This is a genomic window from Devosia sp., assembly GCF_017307565.1.
Taxonomy (GTDB): domain Bacteria; phylum Pseudomonadota; class Alphaproteobacteria; order Rhizobiales; family Devosiaceae; genus Devosia.
The window spans coordinates 1-17,340 of the sequence record NZ_JAFKHD010000353.1; the positions used below are offsets into that span (position 1 = coordinate 1).

The following is a 17,340-nucleotide window of genomic DNA, read 5'->3' on the forward strand; positions in this document are numbered from 1 at the left end:
CCTTTCTGTTTCAGGACAGTTTTACGCCCTAGGCGACGGTCAGGGTGACGTCGACATTGCCACGGGTGGCGTTGGAATAGGGGCAGACCTGGTGGGCCTTGTGAACCAGCGCTTCGGCCTGCTCGTGGTCGAGGCCTGGAATGTTCACTTTGAGTTCGACAGCGATGTTGAAGCCGGCACCATTGGCGTTTTCGCCGAACGAGACGGAAGCATCGATGCTGGTTTCGTCGGGGATTTTCACCTTTTCGCCACGGGCGACGGCCTTGAGCGCGCCCAGGAAGCAGGCGGAATAGCCGACGGCGAAAAGCTGTTCGGGATTGGTGCCCGGGCCATCATTGCCACCCATTGCCTTGGGTGTGTCGAGGGTCACGGCCAGCCGGCCGTCATCGGTCTTGCTGGTGCCGGTGCGGCCGCCGGTGGTGTGGGCGTGAGCGGTGTAGACTGCAGCTTTGATGGACATGGTGACGATTTCCTTTGGAGGGATGAAATTTCGTGACGACTATTCAATATTGCACAATTGAATTGTGTGCAATGTATATTTATGCGATAGGTTAGGTGCCGAACAGGAGTGACGATGAGCGACGAGCGGATGCCGACGATCGATCAGATGCTGTGCTTTGCCGTTTATTCGGCCGGGCATGCCTTTACGCGGTTCTACAAGCCGCGGCTGGACGCGCTGGATCTGACCTATCCGCAATATCTCGCCTTCCTGGTGCTTTGGGAAAAGGACGACATAACCGTAAAGGCGCTGGGGGAGCGTTTGTTCCTCGACTCGGGGACGATTACGCCCCTGATCAAGCGCCTCGAAGCACGTGATCTCGTCAGCCGGCATCGCGATGAAGAGGATGAGCGGCAGGTGCGCATCCGCCTGACCGCGGCGGGAAAAGCGCTCAAGGGCAAGGCGCTGTCCATTCCTCTGGCGGCCATTGAAGGCACCGGACAGAGTCTGGAAGCGACCGAGGCGATGCGGCGCGAACTGGTGGCGCTGCGCGAGCGGCTGGACGGAGCGCGGTAGACGTTCAGGCGAGGTTTTTGACCATCCACAGGATGAGATCGTCGTCGGCCCGGATCGTCGCGCCCGGTGGAACGGGCCCGTTCTGGTAGGTGAGGCCGCGTCCGTCGGGTTGGTAACCCAAGGCGGCGTAGAGGCGCTGGGCAGGGCCGTAGTCGGCATAGAGGCCGACACCGAGGCCGATGGTCGTGTGGCCCCGGTTTCGGGCGGACTTTGCAAGGCTGGCGATCAGGGTTGTCCCGACGCCTTGGTGGCGATGGCTTCTCGCCGTGACCAGGTCGTGCAGTTCGGGAGTGCCGGCGTCTGCGAAGGGCGGGTAGCCGGAGCGCCAGACCAGGCTGCCGTAGCCGACTGGGGCGCCTGCCTCTGAAGCGACGAGGACGAGTCTTGCTCCGGCGTTGTGCTGGCTGAGGATGTTCACCCAGCCGGTAGGGTCGTTCTTCCAGCCATTGCCGCCATCACGCTGCACGATCGCGTCGACCAGGGCCGGGTTGAGTGGTTCGATCTCAAGCATTGCCGGTGCTCCTAGCGCAGGCCCACGGCGTCAACCTGGCCGGAGCGGCAGCCGCCATCGGTGGTGGATGCTGCAGCGATCAGGCGGGGCAGGGAGTCGGGGCCGTCAACCTGGCCGGTGAGGCCTATCGTCAGTTCGGTGATTAGCGTGCGATTGCCGTCTTCGGCGCAGGTCATGCGGACGCGCTCGCCCGCACCGGGGCCGAAGGCGCTGTCGAAAGCGGCGCGAACCTCACTGAGGGTTATGCGCTTGCCGATATTGGCGGCAAAGAGTTCGGCAACGTCGGACGTGTTCAGCGCCAGCATCAGGTCGAGGGCATCGGCATAGTATTGGCGTACCCCGGTGCCGTAGCAGGTGCCGTGCTTGGTCCATTCATGGCGGTCGAGGCCGGACTGGCTGCCGGGCATGACCTCGTCGAGGTCGCGGCGGAGCGCGAGATTGAGGTCGAGCTGGGGCAGGTCGCGCCAGCGGCCGTCTTCGCTCGCAAAGCGATCACGGGCCGAGACGTCGCAATATTCGTTGCCACGCGGTTGTGGCCAGAGGCCGTGCAGGGTGAAATTGGAGGCCTCAAAGCTGTTGGGCTTCTGGTTGCGGCACTCGGTCTTGCGCGGGCTCAACTCGCAGAAGGCGGGCTGCCAGTTGACTGCGAGAATGTACTGGGTGCCGCGATAGGTCGGTGGCGGTGCAGGCGGCGTCGGCTCATCGACGCGGCCTTCGGCATCGGTCGAGCGCGTGCCGCAATCGACGGCGACCCAGCGACGATCCGGCTGGGCACCGGGAATGACGATCCAGAGATGGGTCGGGCGGTCTTTGTTGCCGGCGATGAGGTCATAGGCGGCGCCGGGGCGAAGGGTGATATTGCCCGGATTGGTCTCGCGGCTGATCGACTGGAGCGCGGGGCAGGCTTTGGTCGCGGTGAAGTAGCCGGTGAGCGGCACTTCGGCGCGAGCGGGGACGGCGAGGAGCAGAACGGCGAGGATGGTGGCGATCCGCAGCATTTCGTGCTCCCAAATGAATAAGGGGAGCCTTAGCGGCTCCCCTCGGTGATTGCTACCCTGACGATTAGAGGGTGATGCGATAGAGCCCGAAGCCGTCGGCATTGGTTTCGCCGGTTGCCTCGATCTTGACCGCCGTGACGTCGTCCAGGTGCTCGGCGGCCTTGGGGCCGGTGGCGAAGATCACCGTTGTACCGGCAATCGGGGCCAGCGACCAGTTGCTGTCTGCCTTGGGGTTGATCGTGCCGTTCTCGACGATGAAGCGCACGATGATGTCGCGGTTGGTATCGGGACCCTTGAAGACGATCACGTCCGCATTGATGCCCGGGAAAGCACCGCCGCCGCCGGCGCGGTAGTTGTTGGTGGCGACGACGAACTTCTGGGCCGGGTCGATCGGCTTGCCATCGTACATCAGCTCGACGATGCGGTTGGCGTCGGGATTGGGCTCGGCCTTGCCGTCGGAAGAGTATTTCGAGGGCTGGGTTAGATCGATCTTGTAGGTGACGCCGTCGATCACGTCGAAATTGTACGACGGGAAGTCGGGATTGATGAGGGCGGCGTCCTTTGCACCGGCTTCGACCTGGTTGAAGATGCCGGCCGAGCGTTCGAGCCAGTTCTTCACGTCGGCACCGGTGACGACCACGGCCTGGATCGTGTTGGGGTAGAGGTAGAGGTCCGCGACATTCTTGATGGCCACTGGGCCAACGGGAACGTCGGTGTAGTAGTCCGGACCGCCACGACCACCGGCCTTGAAGGGCGCTGCCGCCGACAGGATCGGCAGGCTTTCATACTCGGTGCCCTTCATCATCTGCGCAATGTACCAGGTCTGGGCCTGGCTCACGATCTGCACGGACGGATCGTCCGCGACGAGCTCGAAATAGGAGTGCAGCGGGGCGGCGGTTTCACCGACCGGGCGGCGGATATAGTCGAGAGTGGCTTCATGGTCGGCCTGGGCCGCAGCGACGACGCCGGCATTGTCTTCAACCAGCGCATGCACCTTGCCGTCGACGCGCTCGAAGATCGGGCGGGCTTCGGAGGTGTGGGAGACGATGCTCCACTTGCCATCGGCGTTCTGCTCGATCAGCAGGTCGATAAGGCCCATATGGCTGCCCCAGAAGCCCGGCATGACGGCCGGCTTGCCATTGAGCGTGCCGGCGGCAACGTCGACGCCTTCAATGCCTTCGTAGTCGGGGCCCGGGAAGACCAGGTGGTGGTGGCCGGTGAGGACGACGTCGATGCCGTCCACACCAGCAAGCTGGAGCGAGGCGTTTTCGGCGCCAGCGCCCTGATCGGCGGCGATGCCGGAGTGCGACAGGGCGACGATGATGTCGGCGCCTTCTTCACGCATTTTGGGGGCATAGGCCTTGGCGGTTTCAACGATGTCGCGAACCGAGACCTTGCCGGTGAGGTGGGTGGCGTCCCAGGTCAGGATCTGGGGCGGCAGGAAGCCGATCAGGCCGACCTTGACCTTGCGGCCCGTGCCGGCGCCGTCGGTCAGTTCCTTTTCGACGATGATGTAGGGCTTGATATAGGTCGTGTCGGACAAGGCGTCAGCAGCGAGTTCGCCGCGCACGAGATTGGCCGAAACGAAGGGGAACTTGGCGCCTTCGAGCGCACGGTCGAGATAGTCGAGGCCGTAGTTGAACTCGTGGTTGCCGAGAGTCGCAGCTTCGTAGCCGAGGGTGTTCATGGCAGCGACGATCGGGTGGACATCGCCCTGGTTCAGGCCGCGCTCATAGGCGTAGTAGTCGCCCATCGGGTTGCCCTGGATGAGGTCGCCATTGTCGACCAGCATGGAGTTGCCGGCTTCGGCGCGGATGGCCTCGATGATGGAGGCGGTGCGAGCAAGACCCATCGTGTCGTTCGGGGCATCGCCATAATAGTCATAGGCGAAGACTGCGACGTGCAGATCCGTGGTCTCGAGAATGCGCAGATGCGCCTGGTTCGCTTGCGCCTGAACGGCGAAGGGGTGCATTGCTGCCATTGCTCCTAGACTGGCGGAACCGGCGAGAAAGCCGCGGCGAGAAATCTTTGGAAGAAAATTCATCGAACGTCTCCAAGTGAAATGCCATGTGAGCCTGGGGCCGATATCCCCGCTTGGCCGGCTATTCCGGCTTCTCAGGCGCTTCCTCTCCCGGAAGCGGCCTCGACATGCCCGCGTTCGGTGACGTTGGCATGACGGCGGTAGCAGGACGCTATGAAGTTTTTACCGCATGGTCAATTTATGACAGTTCGATGACGGTGGCGCATAACGAATAGTGCGCGGGGTGTGGCGCGACCGATTTCTGGAAGGGGTGACCACTTCAAATCGGCACAAATGCAACCCGTTCCAATTGTCGCGGCTTGTTGCTACCACAGACGAGAACCAGGAGGGCCGTCATGAAGTGGCGTGGACGGGAGCGCAGCAGCAATATTGAGGATCGCCGTGGCCAAGGCGGCGGTCTCGGTGGGCTTGGTGGCCCATCGCTGGGGCGGAGCGGGGGTATTCGCATCCCGACAGGCGGTGGCGGTTCGCGCGGCGGAGTCGGCGGGATGATTGGCATCATCGTGGTGCTGGGGATCATCTGGGCGCTGACCGGGCAGAACCCGCTCGATATGCTGACCGATGGATCGAGCACGCAGACTTCCAGCGCCTCCTCGCGCCAGATTCCGGCCGAAGGGCAGGACGAACTGGTCGACTTCGTCGGCGTGGTGGTGAAGGAAACGGAGAATCTCTGGACCGAGGTCTTCGCCAATTCTGGAGAGACCTATCCCAAGCCGCCGGTGGTGCTGTTTACCGGACAGACCAATTCGGGCTGCGGCCTGGCCGACGCGCGGATGGGACCGTTCTATTGCCCGGTCGATTCCAAGGTCTATATCGACCTGAGCTTTTATGACGAATTGCACCGTAAGTTTGGCGCGCCGGGCGATTTCGCGCAGGCCTATGTGCTTGCGCACGAAGTCGGTCACCACGTGCAGAACCTGACTGGGGTGCTCCCCGAATTCAATCGTCGCCGCCAGACCCTGACCCAGGAACAGGCCAATGCCTATTCGGTGCGCGTTGAGCTGCAGGCGGATTGCTATGCCGGTATCTGGGCCAATTATGCAGGCCAGCAGAACCTGCTGGATACTGGGGATATCGAAGAGGCGCTCAATGCGGCGGAGCAGATCGGCGACGATACACTCCAGAAACGCATGCAGGGCTATGCCGTGCCCAAGACCTTCAACCACGGTACCTCAGCCCAGCGGAAGACCTGGTTTGCGCGTGGCTATAAGTCCGGCAATCCCAATGATTGCGATACGTTCTCGGGCAGTATCTGAGGCGCGATGGGGTAGCTTCGTGGCATGGGGTTGGATACACCGGGCCGGTCTTCACGCGTTGGCCTGCCCATGATCCCGAAAATTCTTCATTTCACCTGGAAATCCGAACAGCTCCCGCGCCAGATGCAGGCCTATTACGACGCCTGGCGCCGGCTGCATCCGGACTGGGAGATACGTCTGTGGACCGACGAGACGATGCGGGCGTTCGTCGCGGTGACCTATCCGGCTTTCATCCCGACGTATGACGCCTATCCCAAGATGATCCAGAGAGCGGATTCATTCCGCTATCTGGTGCTGGGCGCCCTTGGTGGCGTTTATGCCGATCTCGATGTCGAGCCTTTCAAACCCATCGATGGCCTGCTGGATTTCGAATGCTTCCTGGGCATCGAGCCGCTGGAGCACATATTTCCCGATCGCCATCACCAGGGGGTGCCGTTTCTCCTGACCAATGCCTTCATGGGCTCTGTGCCGGGGCATCCATTGTGGCGCGATATCATCGCGAGGATGCCAAGCCTCGTGGATCAGGAGACCTTCTATTCCACCGGGCCGGCGATGGTGACCTCGGCGGTGCTGCGGTTGGCCAAGAGCGATCGGCCGACTTTGCTGTCGCCCAAGGTGTGGTCGCCACTGCTCGCCGATGGCCGCAGAACGCGTACTGACGCTGAGGCCATAGCTTTGCTTGAACCTGTTGGGACTGTGGTGCCGGCCACTGATGGTTCGCTGGTTTCTCATGTGTGGATGACCACGTGGGTTCCCTGGCACAAGCGGAACAACGGGATCGTCCACGTTCTGCAGGTGCCCACATCGATCAAGTGGGCATGGCGGCAGCTGGTCAATCCGGCGCTGGCCAAGGTGGTGATTGCCGATCCGCTCCATCTCTATACCCACCAGATCGTCGTTCCGGCGAAAGAGCGGCCGCGCATTCATGTTGCGGTGCGGCTTGGCAAGCGGTCGATGTCGCCGGCGCTTTTGGGAGCAATGGCGGCGCTCGACTATCCGAGAGATCGGGTGAGCTTTGCGGTGCACGTATCAAATAGTGTCGATAAGGCGCAGTTGGCAGCAGCGCTGGCGGGGAGTGGGTTGCGTGCAGATGTGATCGAGGGCGATTTCGCGTCCGCTGCGGCGCGGGACAATGCCATTCTGGATGGGGTTGCGGCGGATGCGGCCTACGTCGTGCTTATCGACGGTGATGTGACCGCTATTCCATCGGATGCGATCCAGCGGATGCTTGGCGCGGGGCTTCCCGTGGTGGCGGCCAACGTGGTCGATGAGACGGGCGCGCCGGGGGATGATCAGCTTTTCCGTTATGAGAAGGCCGCGCCGTTCAAGGTGCTCTACAAGGATGGTGGTCGCGATGGGGTGGTGCGTCGCGATCGGGGCTTCCGCACCTATCTGGGTTATCAGAAGACCTTTGCGCTCCTGCCGCTCGACGGGGTCGGGGAGAGTTTCGTTCTCATCTCGCGGCCCGTCGTCGAGGCGGGCGTGCGCGTTGCCGAGACGCCATACAAGCTGCATCTCGGAGCCGAGGCTTTCGGCATCATGGCGCGCGACAAGGGATTTGAAGTTGGTGGTCTGACGGGGCTCGAAGTCGTCCGGCGGGTCTAGAAGTCCAGGTGCTCCGGAAAATATGAAGGGCGGCGCTATCATGGCGCCGCCCTTCAGATGTCTACGCGTCGTTCGAGACCAATCAGGCGGCCGGGGCCTGGTGTTCGGGCCATTCGGCAATGCCCTTTTCCTTGCGCACCAGATTGAGGAAGCGCGTGAAGAGGTAGTGGCTGTCCTGCGGGCCGGGGCTGGCTTCGGGGTGGTATTGCACCGAGAAGATCGGCCTGCCGTCGACGGCGAGGCCGGCATTGGAGCCGTCAAAGAGCGAGATGTGGGTCTGGGTGACGCCAGCGGGCAGCGTCTCGGCATCAACGGCAAAGCCGTGGTTCATCGAGGTGATCTCCACCTTGCCGGTGGTCAGGTCCTTGACCGGGTGATTGGCGCCGTGGTGGCCCTGGTGCATCTTGCTGGTGGTGGCGCCGAGGGCGAGACCGAGCAGCTGGTGACCGAGGCAGATGCCGAACAGCGGCTTGCCGGTTTCCATGAGCTTCTGGATGGTCGGGACGGCATATTTGCCGGTCGCGGCCGGATCGCCAGGGCCGTTGGAGAGGAAGATAGCGTCCGGGTTGTGCGCGAGAACGTCAGCCGCCGTGGCCGTGGCAGGCACGACGGTGACCTTGGCGCCCTGATCTGCGAGGCAGCGCAGGATATTGCGCTTGGCGCCGTAGTCGATGGCGACGACGTGGAAGTCCGGGTTTTCGACCTTGCCGTAGCCCTTGTTCCATTCCCAGCTGGTCTGGTCCCAGTGATAGGTCTGGGCCGTGGTGACTTCCTTGGCGAGGTCGAGACCTTCAAGACCCGGGAAGGCATTCAGTTCGGCCTTGATGGAGCCTTCGTCGAAATGGCCGGTCGGCTCGTGGGCGATGACGCCGTTGGGCATGCCGTTTTCACGGATGAGGGCGGTCAAGGCGCGGGTGTCGACACCGGCGATGCCGATGATGTTGCGCTTCTTGAGCCATGCGTCGAGCTTTTCGGCGGCGCGATAGTTCGAGGGATTGGTGATGTCGGCTTTGAGCACGACGCCACGCACGCCCGAAAGGGCGGCCATGTTCACCGTTTCGATATCTTCGTCGTTGGTGCCGACATTGCCGATATGGGGGAAGGTGAAGGTGATGATCTGGCCGGCATAGGAGGGGTCGGTGAGGACTTCCTGGTAGCCGGTCATGGCGGTGTTGAAGCAGACTTCGCCAGCGGCGTGGCCGACTGCACCGATACCATGGCCCTCAAGGCGCGTGCCGTCAGCCAGAATAAGAACTGCGGTCGCGGGGGATTGCTGCCAGCCTGTCACGGTCGGTCTCCATGCTTGGTTCGTCGGATCGCGCGCAGAGCAAAGCGGCGGGAAGCCGCTACAATGGGTGCGAGGTATGTCGGTTGAGGCCTCCTCTTAGAAGGCCGAGCGGGAGAGCGCAAGTGGCGCGACCCGTGTTTCATGCCTATATGGGGGCATCAAATTGCATGGCAAGGAGCACATCAAGATGCGCGAAACGATCAGCGAAGGCCTGAAAACCGCCCTCAAGGCCCGCGACCAGCGACGGACTGGCACCCTGCGCGCCATCAATTCGGCTATCAAGGACCGCGATATCGCCAATCGCGGCGACGGCAAGGGCCCGGCGACCAATGACGAGGTTCTGACCATCATTCAGAAAATGGTGAAGCAGCGCGAAGAGAGCTTTGCCATCTATGCCCAGGCCGGGCGCGCGGACCTTGCGACGGTGGAAAAGGAAGAGATCGACATTCTCAACGAATTCCTGCCCAAGCCGCTGAGCGAGGAAGAGGTTGCCGCAGCCATCGAGGCCGCCATTGCGTCGAGCGGCGCGGAAGGGCCGAAGGATATGGGCAAGGTGATTGCCGCCCTCAAGGCTGACTATCCGGGCCGAATCGATTTCGGCAAGGTGAGCGGGCAGGTCCGTAATCTGCTGGCTGCGAAGGGCTAACTAGGCCACCAATCTCAGGGCGGCGAGGCGGACCTGATTCCGCCCGCCGTTCTTGGCCTGATAGAGGGCCGCGTCGGCGCGGTTCAGCAGGCTCGAAAAGTCCTCATCGCCTGCGGAAATTGCAAGGCCGACACTCACGGTGGCAATCAGGTCGGTGCTGCCGATCCTAGTATCCATGTCTGCGACCGACTGACGGATACGCTCTGCAATCGTTCTGGCGGCTTCCTTGTCGATGGCGAGAAGCACGGCACAGAATTCTTCTCCCCCGATGCGTGAAGGCACGTCGCCGCGCCGCAGCTCACGCTGCAGGACCTCGGCAAATCGTTGCAGCACGCGGTCGCCCTCGGCATGGCCCAGACGGTCGTTGACCTGCTTGAAGTGGTCAAGATCGAACATCAGCACCGCGGTATTGGTAGCGGGTACGGTGTTGCCGAAGCGATCGAAGAGAGCCCGGCGGTTAAGTACACCAGTCAGAACGTCGGTATTGGCTTCATCGCGATGGCGTTGGGCGGCGCGCGCATAGTGCAGCGTGAGTGTCAGCGCGCCGATGCCTGTGAGGCCAATGATCGACATGATGGCGTTGAAGTCTTCAGCCCAGTTTTTTGGTGGAGCGGCAAGCGCCCAGGCGCCGTCAGCCGCGATGACCGCGGCGCAGCTGAAAAACGAGAATGCGGTTACGGTGTAGATCAGAGCATTGGCGTGAAGCGCGACCCGCGGATGATCGTCGCTGCGCCAGTGCTCGACGGCGCAGAGGACCAGAAGGGCGCCGGCGAAGGCATTGAGCAGGGCAGTCGATAGACCGGTCAGCCCAAGGGCAAGCGGGATGAAGGTTATCGTGACGGCAATCACGCCTATCAATGCGGCAGGCCACAAAGTGGCTCTGGCGTTGCGGAAACGCCGCGTGCCCGCAAATATGAAGCTGAAGCCGACGAGGATGAGCGAGTAGGATACGCCGTGCTGCAGAACGTCGTAGGCGGCGCGATTAGTGCCCATGATGACGACGGCACAGACTATGAGCGCCATGCCCGTCGCGCCGAGCAGGAGATAGGACTCATTGCGAGCGTTGAGCCAGCCTATCGTCAGCGCAAGCAACAGAGAGGCGCTCGAGAACGCAATGCCGATCAGCAGTGTCGCATTGTCGATGACCATTCGAGCCCCCAACATCAGTAGCGCTCTTATAGCTGCAAATGCGAACGCTCTCTTACAGAGAGACTACAATTCTACCGATGAGGAGGATTTCCTCGGTTATTCCGCAGCTACTGCCACAGGCGGCAGCGCGCCGCTGCTGCGATCCATCAGCCCCGACATGACAGCTATGGCCGCTGCAAGCGCCGATGTGACTGCCCCGATGAGCGGCAGGACGCTGTAGCCAAGACCAGAATCGATCAGACCAGCGCCCAGGATCGCGCCGATGGCGATGCCGATATTGAAGCCAGTCGGGATAAGGGCGGAGGCCAGATTTGGCGCGTCGGCAGCCCAGGCGAGGACCCGGGACTGGACCGGTGAGCCGAAGGCGAAGTTGACACCGCCCCAGAGGATTGTCGCGATGGCCATGACGATGGGGTAGGGGCTGACGAAATAGAGCGTCACGAACATCACCGCCTGCAATGCCAGGATGGTGACAAGCGAGGGCATGAGCTTCCAGTCGGCGAGGCGACCGCCAACAAAGACGCCAATGGTGGAGCCGACGCCATAGAGGAGCAGCAACCACGGAACGGTGCCCGTATCGAGGCCAGTCACGTTGGTCAGCAGCGGAGCGATGTAGGTGAAGAGGCTATACTGGCCGATCATCACCAGAATGACGATGAAGAGCGAGGTAACGATCTGCTGACGGCCGAGTGCCTTGAACTCGCGCACAAAGCTACCGAAGGTGGCTGCAGAGGCGGCGTGGCGCGGCAAGAAGAACGCGACGGCGAGCGTTGCGAAGAGGCCGATGATGCCGACCGCCCAGAATGTGGCGCGCCAACCCAGCGCATTGCCGATGGCGGTGCCGCCGGGGACGCCGAGAATGTTGGATACGGTGAGGCCGGAGAGGATGAGTGCAACGGCAAAGCCGCGCTTTTCGGGAGAAACAAGGCTGACCGCGACGATGGCCGCGATGCCGAAATAGGTGCCGTGAACGATGGAGACGAGTACGCGCGCCAGCATCAGCATCTCGAAATTGGGCGCGAGCGCACAGAATACCTGGCCGAGAACGAAGATGCCGCCGAGGAGCAAAATCAATGCCTTGCGCGTCATCTTCTTGGTGGCGACGGCGAGCAGCGGCCCGCCGATGGCAATGCCGATGGCGTAGCCCGAGATCAGATAGCCGGCGACGGGTATCGACACGTCAAGGCCGCTGGCGACCTCGGGCAGAATACCGGCAATGACGAACTCGGCCGTGCCGAAGGCAAAGGCCGCAAGGAAGAGAGCGATGAGAGGCAGGGACATGTCAGCAACCGCGGGAGCGGCCTCGTTGGGAGCCGTCTCATTTCACAGCGGCCCCGAGGGCACAATCCATATTTTCCTCATTGCACTATAGAAAATCTATAGGCGAGCCGGGTCTGGCGCCAGCGGGCCGAGGGCGCTAAGCTTCCTCTGCTGGAAGGGCCTCTTCGGCCCTCAGGAGGGCATTTGAATGACGGTTTCTTCCCAGACGAAGCGGCGATTTGCGGCGGCAACGGCCTTGCGTGGGCTCCTCATGCTGCTTGCCGGTCTCTATGCAATCATTTTCCCGGGCGATGCGCTGACGATGCTCGTGCTGTTCGGCGGTATCCTGTTGATCATCGATGGCGCGCTTGGCCTCTGGAGCCTGACTTTTGGTGGCGGCAAGAGCGGCAATTACTGGTTCGACATCATCGCCAACGCAGCATCGCTGATCCTGGGTATTCTGTTCTTCATCCAGCCATTCGTGGCGACGATTTTTACGGCCACCTTCCTGGGCACGCTCGTCGGTCTCGCGGCGCTCTTTGTAGGCGTGATGCAGATCGTGGTCGTGGTGCGCGAGCGGCAGAGCTATTCGCGAATCTGGCCCGTTGTACTTTCGGGCGTGTCCTACGTGCTGCTTGGGCTCGTCTTCCTGCTCTTTCCGGTCCTGACCGCGGCGGTGGGCATGGTCATCGGTGGTGTGCTGCTGGTGATCTTCGCGATTGGGCTGTTTGGCTGGGCATGGCGGCTTTACCAGTCGAGCAAGGCCTGACGGTTTTCGTTCCAAGCCGGGATTCCCGCGAAGGCGGGAGTCCTAGCGATAGCTCACGGTGATGCCGGCGACGGACTTGTCCTCGCGGCGGATATCTGCGGTCGCGGGGACGGCGAGCGTCAGATTGTCTTTGTCCACCCACGCTCCTGTTAGATCGGCGGAGGTTGCCGCGGCGAAAAAGCTCGTCGCGTCCTCCGGCACGCTTTCGCCGGGCGGAACCAGGGCTGCTTGCCGGTTGTCCTCGGTGTCCTCGCCGCAGGTGCGGGAGAAGACGACGAGGTCAAACTGTTGGTCTGGCGAGGTCAGGCGCTGTCGCTCCGTGATGGTGCAACCGGGAAAAAGATCGGCCAGGAGCCAAAGCGTCGCGCCTATCATCAGCGCAGGCAGGGTGGTCAGCGCCAGGAGTACGGGCAGGGGCATTTTGCGGTAGTTGGCAGGCAAGGGCGATCCTTGAGACGCTGTGTATCGGGTAGGGGGCGACCTTAACCGAGGAGCAGGCGATGGAATAGCGGTCGACCTGCCCGGGTGGCTGTGGAAAAGCTCCTTGCTGGTGACTTCGGGCCAAGGAGTGCTTACGTAGCACTCATGCGCTTTTCCGATCAGTTCCTGGATGAAATCCGTCAGCGCCTGCCGATTACGCAGGTGGTGGGCGAGCACGTGCTTTGGGACAAGCGGAAAAGCCAGCCAGGCAAGGGCGACATGTGGGCCTGCTGCCCGTTCCATGCCGAAAAGAGCCCGAGCTTTCACGCCGACGACCGGCGCGGAATCTACCATTGCTTTGGCTGTGGCGCGACTGGAGACCATTTCCGTTTCCTGACCGAAAAGGCGGGGATGAGCTTCCCCGAGGCGGTCGAGAAGTTGGCCGGGATGGCTGGCGTGCCGATGCCGGCGCGCGACGAGCGCAGCGAACAGCGTGACGCGGCGCACAAGAGCCTCGTCGAAGTGATGGAGCTCGCCACGAAGTATTTCGAGGCGGCGCTGTCTCACAACATCGGCGCGCGAGCGCGCGGGTATCTCTTTGACCGCGGCGTTTCGGCGACGAGCCAGACGCGCTTCCGCATCGGGTTCTCGCCCGATAGTCGTAATGGGCTCAAGGAGCACCTGGCGGCCAATGGTGTCTCCGCCCAGGCGATGATCGACACCGGGCTTGTGACCAGTCGAGACGGCGATCCGCTCACTTATGACCGCTTCCGCAATCGCGTCATGTTCCCGATCAGCGACTTCAAGGGGCGGATCATCGCCTTTGGCGGTCGTGCGCTCAGCGCCGACGTGCCGGCGAAATATCTAAACTCGCCCGAGACGCCGCTCTTTTCCAAGCGACAGACGCTTTACAATGGCCAATCGGCGCGCACGGCGGCGCGGGGTGGCGCCACTGTCATCGTCGTCGAAGGTTATCTCGATGTGATCGCGGCGGTTTCGGCCGGCTTTGAGGGCACTGTGGCCCCGCTGGGCACCGCGCTGACGGAGGAGCATCTGCAACTGCTCTGGCGCATGGCCGATGTGCCAGTGCTCTGCTTTGACGGCGACAAGGCCGGTCTCAAGGCCGCGGAACGCGCCATGGACATCGTGCTGCCCCATCTCAAGCCGGGCAAGACAGTGAAGATCGCGACACTGCCCGAGGGGCAGGACCCGGATGACCTGATCAAGGCACAGGGACGTCAGGCCTTTGCCGAGGTGATCGAGAAGGCCCGCAGCCTCTCGGACATGCTGTGGAGTGTCGAGACCGGCGGTCTCGTGCCCGAGGCGCCCGAAGAGCGGGCGGCGCTGCAGGCGCGGCTGCGCGAACGCGCCAATGGTATTCAGGACCAGAACGTGCGCTTCCACTATCAGCAGGCGTTCGACGAGAAGCTGAAGGCGTTCTTTGCGCCCATCCGACAGGGCAGGGACGGCCAGCGGGGCGGGCGTCCGGGCTATGGGCAGAGCGGGGCCTATGGATTTCCCTCGCGTGGCACGCCGCGCTCGGTGGTTTCCGACACTTTACGCAATTCGCGTCTGGTGCGTGGCGGTCCCGGCGTCGATGCGACGCCGCGCGAGGCGACGATCATCCAGACGCTGGTCAATCATCCGGCTCTGGTCGAAGACAAGTTCGAGAGTCTTGCCGCGCTCGATTGTGAAACGCCGGTGGCCCAGAAGGTTCTGACCGACATTCTGGCGCTGGTCGTGCGTCATCACGATATTTCGGCGCCCGATCTGCAGTCGGCGTTGGGGGCGCGCGGGCACGGCCCAGCACTCGACCGGATGGCCGAGACTCTGGTGCGCCAGGGGGTGTGGCAGGTGAGTTCCGATACGGCGCTGTCTGACGCCGAGATCGGATTAAGTCATGCGCTGGCCTTGCATAACAAGAAAGTTCAGCTAAATAGGGAATTGAAGGCAGCCGAAGCGGCGCTGGGCGAAGACCCGAGCGATGAAACCTTTGAGAGGCTGCGAGACATCAAGAACCAGATTACCACTGTCGATGGCACTGAGGCATTGATTGAAGGATTTGGTTCGTTATCAGGACGCGCGACTCGCAGTTTTTAGAGGACTTCTCTAAAGACCGGCGAAGACGCGCGATTTTGCATATGGCGGTCTCGTCATTGCGTCCCGAAGCGAACCAATGTGAGCTGGGCGTGTTAACGCCTTGGTTACCAAACCTTTACCTTGTCTTGAGCCGACACCACCTATGACAAGTCCGGCGCCCGATGCCCACGGGTCCCGAGGAGTAGCATATGGCCACCAAGGCAGCGAACAAAGCCAGCAAGGAAACCGAGAAGCCCGAAGCCGGGGCTCCGGAGGCCTCCAACGACAGTCCCCTGATCGACCAGAACGATGCTGCGGTCAAGAAGCTGATCAAAGTCGCGAAAAAGCGCGGCTACGTGACCTATGAAGAGCTGAACGCCGTTCTGCCCTCGGACGAAGTAAGCTCCGAGCAGATCGAAGATTTCATGTCCATGTTCTCGGAGATGGGCATCAACGTCGTCGACGAAGACGAGGTCGAAGAGACCGAAGTCGAGAAGGACGAAGAGGATACCGGCAGCGAAGTTGCGCCCTCCGGCGGCACCGCTCTGGCCAATACCTCCAATACCAAATCGGGCTCCGACCGTACCGACGACCCGGTGCGCATGTATCTGCGCGAAATGGGCTCGGTGGAACTGCTCAGCCGCGAAGGCGAAATCGCCATCGCCAAGCGCATCGAGGCAGGCCGCGAGACCATGATCGAGGGTCTGTGCGAATCGCCACTGACCTTCCAGGCCATCATCATCTGGCGCGATCAGCTCGCAGAAGGCGAAATTCTGCTGCGCGACATCATCGATCTCGAAGCGACCTATGCTGGCCCCGATGCCAAGCAGGCAGCGCCTGAGATCCCGGTTGCGCCTGCGCGTCATGAGCCTGAGGTCGTCAAGGCCGCCGCAAAGCCCGCGCCGCGTCGCGCAGCCTCATCGGACAGCGACGACGACTATGTGCCCGAGGAGCCGGAAGCTCCGCAGGATCCGGTCGAAGATGACGACGACGAATTCGACAACGCCCTGTCGCTGTCGGCCATGGAAGCCGAGCTGAAGCCGCAGGTCGTCGAAACGTTCAACCGCATCGCCGAGGCCTATGGCCAAATGCGCGTGATGCAGGACCGTCACGCCGTCGACCGCACCGCGACCGTTTCCGACGCCGAATCGAAGAAGCTGGGTGCTCTGCGCGCCGACGTGATTGCCGACGTGAAGTCGCTTTCGCTCAATACCAGCCGTATCGAAAGCCTCGTCGAGCAGCTCTACGACATTAACAAGCGCCTCGTGCGCCTGGAAGGCCGTCTGCTGCGCCTAGCCGAAAGCTATGGCGTCAAGCGCGAAATCTTCCTGCAGAACTACTATGGTCGCGAGCTCGACCCGACCTGGGAAACCGGCCTTGAAGGTTTTGACGGCAAGGGCTGGGGCGAGTTTGCCCGCCGCGAAGCCGATACCGTGCGCGATATCCGTCACGAGATCGCTACGCTTGCCACCGAAACCGGTCTGGATATCGCCGAATACCGCCGCATCGTTCACAAGGTGCAGAAGGGCGAGCGCGAAGCTGCGATCGCCAAGAAGGAAATGGTGGAAGCCAACCTTCGCCTCGTGATCTCGATCGCGAAGAAGTACACGAACCGCGGCCTGCAGTTCCTTGATCTCATTCAGGAAGGCAATATCGGCCTGATGAAGGCCGTCGACAAGTTCGAGTACCGTCGCGGTTACAAGTTTTCGACCTATGCGACCTGGTGGATTCGTCAGGCGATCACCCGCTCGATCGCCGACCAGGCCCGCACGATCCGTATTCCGGTGCACATGATCGAGACGATCAACAAGATCGTTCGTACCTCGCGCCAGATGCTGCACGAAATCGGTCGCGAGCCGACGCCGGAAGAACTGTCCGAAAAGCTCCAGATGCCGCTCGACAAGGTCCGCAAGGTCCTCAAGATCGCCAAGGAGCCGATTTCTCTCGAAACGCCGATCGGCGACGAAGAAGATTCGAACCTCGGCGATTTCATCCAGGACGTGAATGCGATCCAGCCGATCGATGCGGCGATCCAGTCCAACCTGCGCGAAACGACGACCCGTGTTCTCGCCTCGTTGACGCCGCGTGAAGAGCGCGTGCTGCGCATGCGTTTCGGTATCGGCATGAACACCGACCATACGCTCGAAGAAGTCGGCCAGCAGTTCTCGGTGACCCGCGAACGTATCCGTCAGATCGAAGCCAAGGCGCTCCGCAAGCTCAAGCACCCGAGCCGGAGCCGGAAGCTGCGGAGCTTCCTCGATAACTAGGAGCAGCCCGGTGGCTGCTCCCCGCCTGAAAGTCAC

The 17,340-nt window shown here is 62.1% G+C and carries 16 protein-coding genes; 8 read left to right on the plus strand and 8 right to left on the minus strand.

All coding sequences use genetic code 11. The features are described 5' to 3' along the window. Window positions 1-28 precede the first annotated feature (28 nt). Complete coding sequence (locus tag J0I64_RS14190; protein ID WP_291409342.1) at window positions 29-460, minus strand: organic hydroperoxide resistance protein; 432 nt, start codon at window positions 458-460, stop codon at window positions 29-31. 114 nt (window positions 461-574) lie between these two features. On the opposite strand from J0I64_RS14190, the gene J0I64_RS14195 reads away from it, so the two are divergent. Then, window positions 575-1,015, plus strand: a complete 441-nt coding sequence (locus J0I64_RS14195) for a MarR family transcriptional regulator (RefSeq protein ID WP_291409344.1) — start codon at window positions 575-577, stop codon at window positions 1,013-1,015. 4 nt (window positions 1,016-1,019) lie between these two features. On the opposite strand, the gene J0I64_RS14200 is transcribed toward J0I64_RS14195, so the two are convergent. The 3 genes from J0I64_RS14200 to J0I64_RS14210 form a co-directional block, all read right to left on the minus strand. Then, window positions 1,020-1,526, minus strand: a complete 507-nt coding sequence (locus J0I64_RS14200) for a GNAT family N-acetyltransferase (protein ID WP_291409347.1) — start codon at window positions 1,524-1,526, stop codon at window positions 1,020-1,022. A gap of 11 nt (window positions 1,527-1,537) precedes the next feature. Next, window positions 1,538-2,524: a ribonuclease gene (locus tag J0I64_RS14205; protein ID WP_291409349.1), complete on the minus strand. Its 987-nt coding sequence runs from the start codon at window positions 2,522-2,524 to the stop codon at window positions 1,538-1,540. Between the two features lie 64 nt (window positions 2,525-2,588). Then, on the minus strand, window positions 2,589-4,568 hold the full coding sequence (locus J0I64_RS14210) for a bifunctional 2',3'-cyclic-nucleotide 2'-phosphodiesterase/3'-nucleotidase (RefSeq protein WP_291409351.1): 1,980 nt from the start codon (window positions 4,566-4,568) through the stop codon (window positions 2,589-2,591). Window positions 4,569-4,618: 50 nt separating this feature from the next. Between J0I64_RS14210 and J0I64_RS14215 the strand changes: the two genes are divergently transcribed. From J0I64_RS14215 to J0I64_RS14225, 3 genes are all read left to right on the plus strand, one after another. After that, a complete protein-coding gene (locus J0I64_RS14215; RefSeq protein WP_291409353.1) occupies window positions 4,619-4,780 on the plus strand; it encodes a hypothetical protein in 162 nt (53 codons plus the stop codon). Between the two features lie 120 nt (window positions 4,781-4,900). Continuing rightward, entirely contained in the window at window positions 4,901-5,821 is a 921-nt protein-coding gene (locus J0I64_RS14220) for a neutral zinc metallopeptidase (protein WP_291409355.1), read from the plus strand. A 69-nt stretch (window positions 5,822-5,890) separates the two neighbouring features. Continuing rightward, a complete protein-coding gene (locus J0I64_RS14225) occupies window positions 5,891-7,426 on the plus strand; it encodes a glycosyltransferase (RefSeq protein ID WP_291409356.1) in 1,536 nt (511 codons plus the stop codon). Window positions 7,427-7,508: 82 nt separating this feature from the next. Here J0I64_RS14225 and carA read toward each other — a convergent pair whose 3' ends face one another. Next, entirely contained in the window at window positions 7,509-8,714 is a 1,206-nt protein-coding gene (carA, locus tag J0I64_RS14230) for a glutamine-hydrolyzing carbamoyl-phosphate synthase small subunit (RefSeq protein ID WP_291409358.1), read from the minus strand. A gap of 187 nt (window positions 8,715-8,901) precedes the next feature. Between carA and J0I64_RS14235 the strand changes: the two genes are divergently transcribed. Next, window positions 8,902-9,360 carry a GatB/YqeY domain-containing protein gene (locus tag J0I64_RS14235; RefSeq protein WP_291409360.1) on the plus strand — a complete coding sequence of 153 codons (459 nt, stop codon included), beginning with the start codon at window positions 8,902-8,904 and terminating at the stop codon, window positions 9,358-9,360. Here the strand turns inward: J0I64_RS14235 and J0I64_RS14240 are convergent, their stop codons facing one another. Beyond that, a complete protein-coding gene (locus J0I64_RS14240; RefSeq protein WP_291409362.1) occupies window positions 9,361-10,509 on the minus strand; it encodes a diguanylate cyclase in 1,149 nt (382 codons plus the stop codon). A 96-nt stretch (window positions 10,510-10,605) separates the two neighbouring features. Then, a complete protein-coding gene (locus J0I64_RS14245; protein ID WP_291409364.1) occupies window positions 10,606-11,790 on the minus strand; it encodes an MFS transporter in 1,185 nt (394 codons plus the stop codon). A gap of 187 nt (window positions 11,791-11,977) precedes the next feature. Between J0I64_RS14245 and J0I64_RS14250 the strand changes: the two genes are divergently transcribed. Beyond that, window positions 11,978-12,538, plus strand: a complete 561-nt coding sequence (locus J0I64_RS14250) for an HdeD family acid-resistance protein (RefSeq protein WP_291409366.1) — start codon at window positions 11,978-11,980, stop codon at window positions 12,536-12,538. Between the two features lie 42 nt (window positions 12,539-12,580). On the opposite strand, the gene J0I64_RS14255 is transcribed toward J0I64_RS14250, so the two are convergent. Then, complete coding sequence (locus J0I64_RS14255; protein ID WP_291409368.1) at window positions 12,581-12,979, minus strand: hypothetical protein; 399 nt, start codon at window positions 12,977-12,979, stop codon at window positions 12,581-12,583. Between the two features lie 144 nt (window positions 12,980-13,123). On the opposite strand from J0I64_RS14255, the gene dnaG reads away from it, so the two are divergent. Together dnaG and rpoD are read left to right on the plus strand one after the other, a co-directional pair. After that, complete coding sequence (dnaG, locus tag J0I64_RS14260; RefSeq protein WP_291409370.1) at window positions 13,124-15,058, plus strand: DNA primase; 1,935 nt, start codon at window positions 13,124-13,126, stop codon at window positions 15,056-15,058. 188 nt (window positions 15,059-15,246) lie between these two features. Next, entirely contained in the window at window positions 15,247-17,304 is a 2,058-nt protein-coding gene (gene rpoD, locus J0I64_RS14265; protein WP_291409372.1) for an RNA polymerase sigma factor RpoD, read from the plus strand. The last annotated feature ends 36 nt before the right edge of the window (window positions 17,305-17,340 follow it).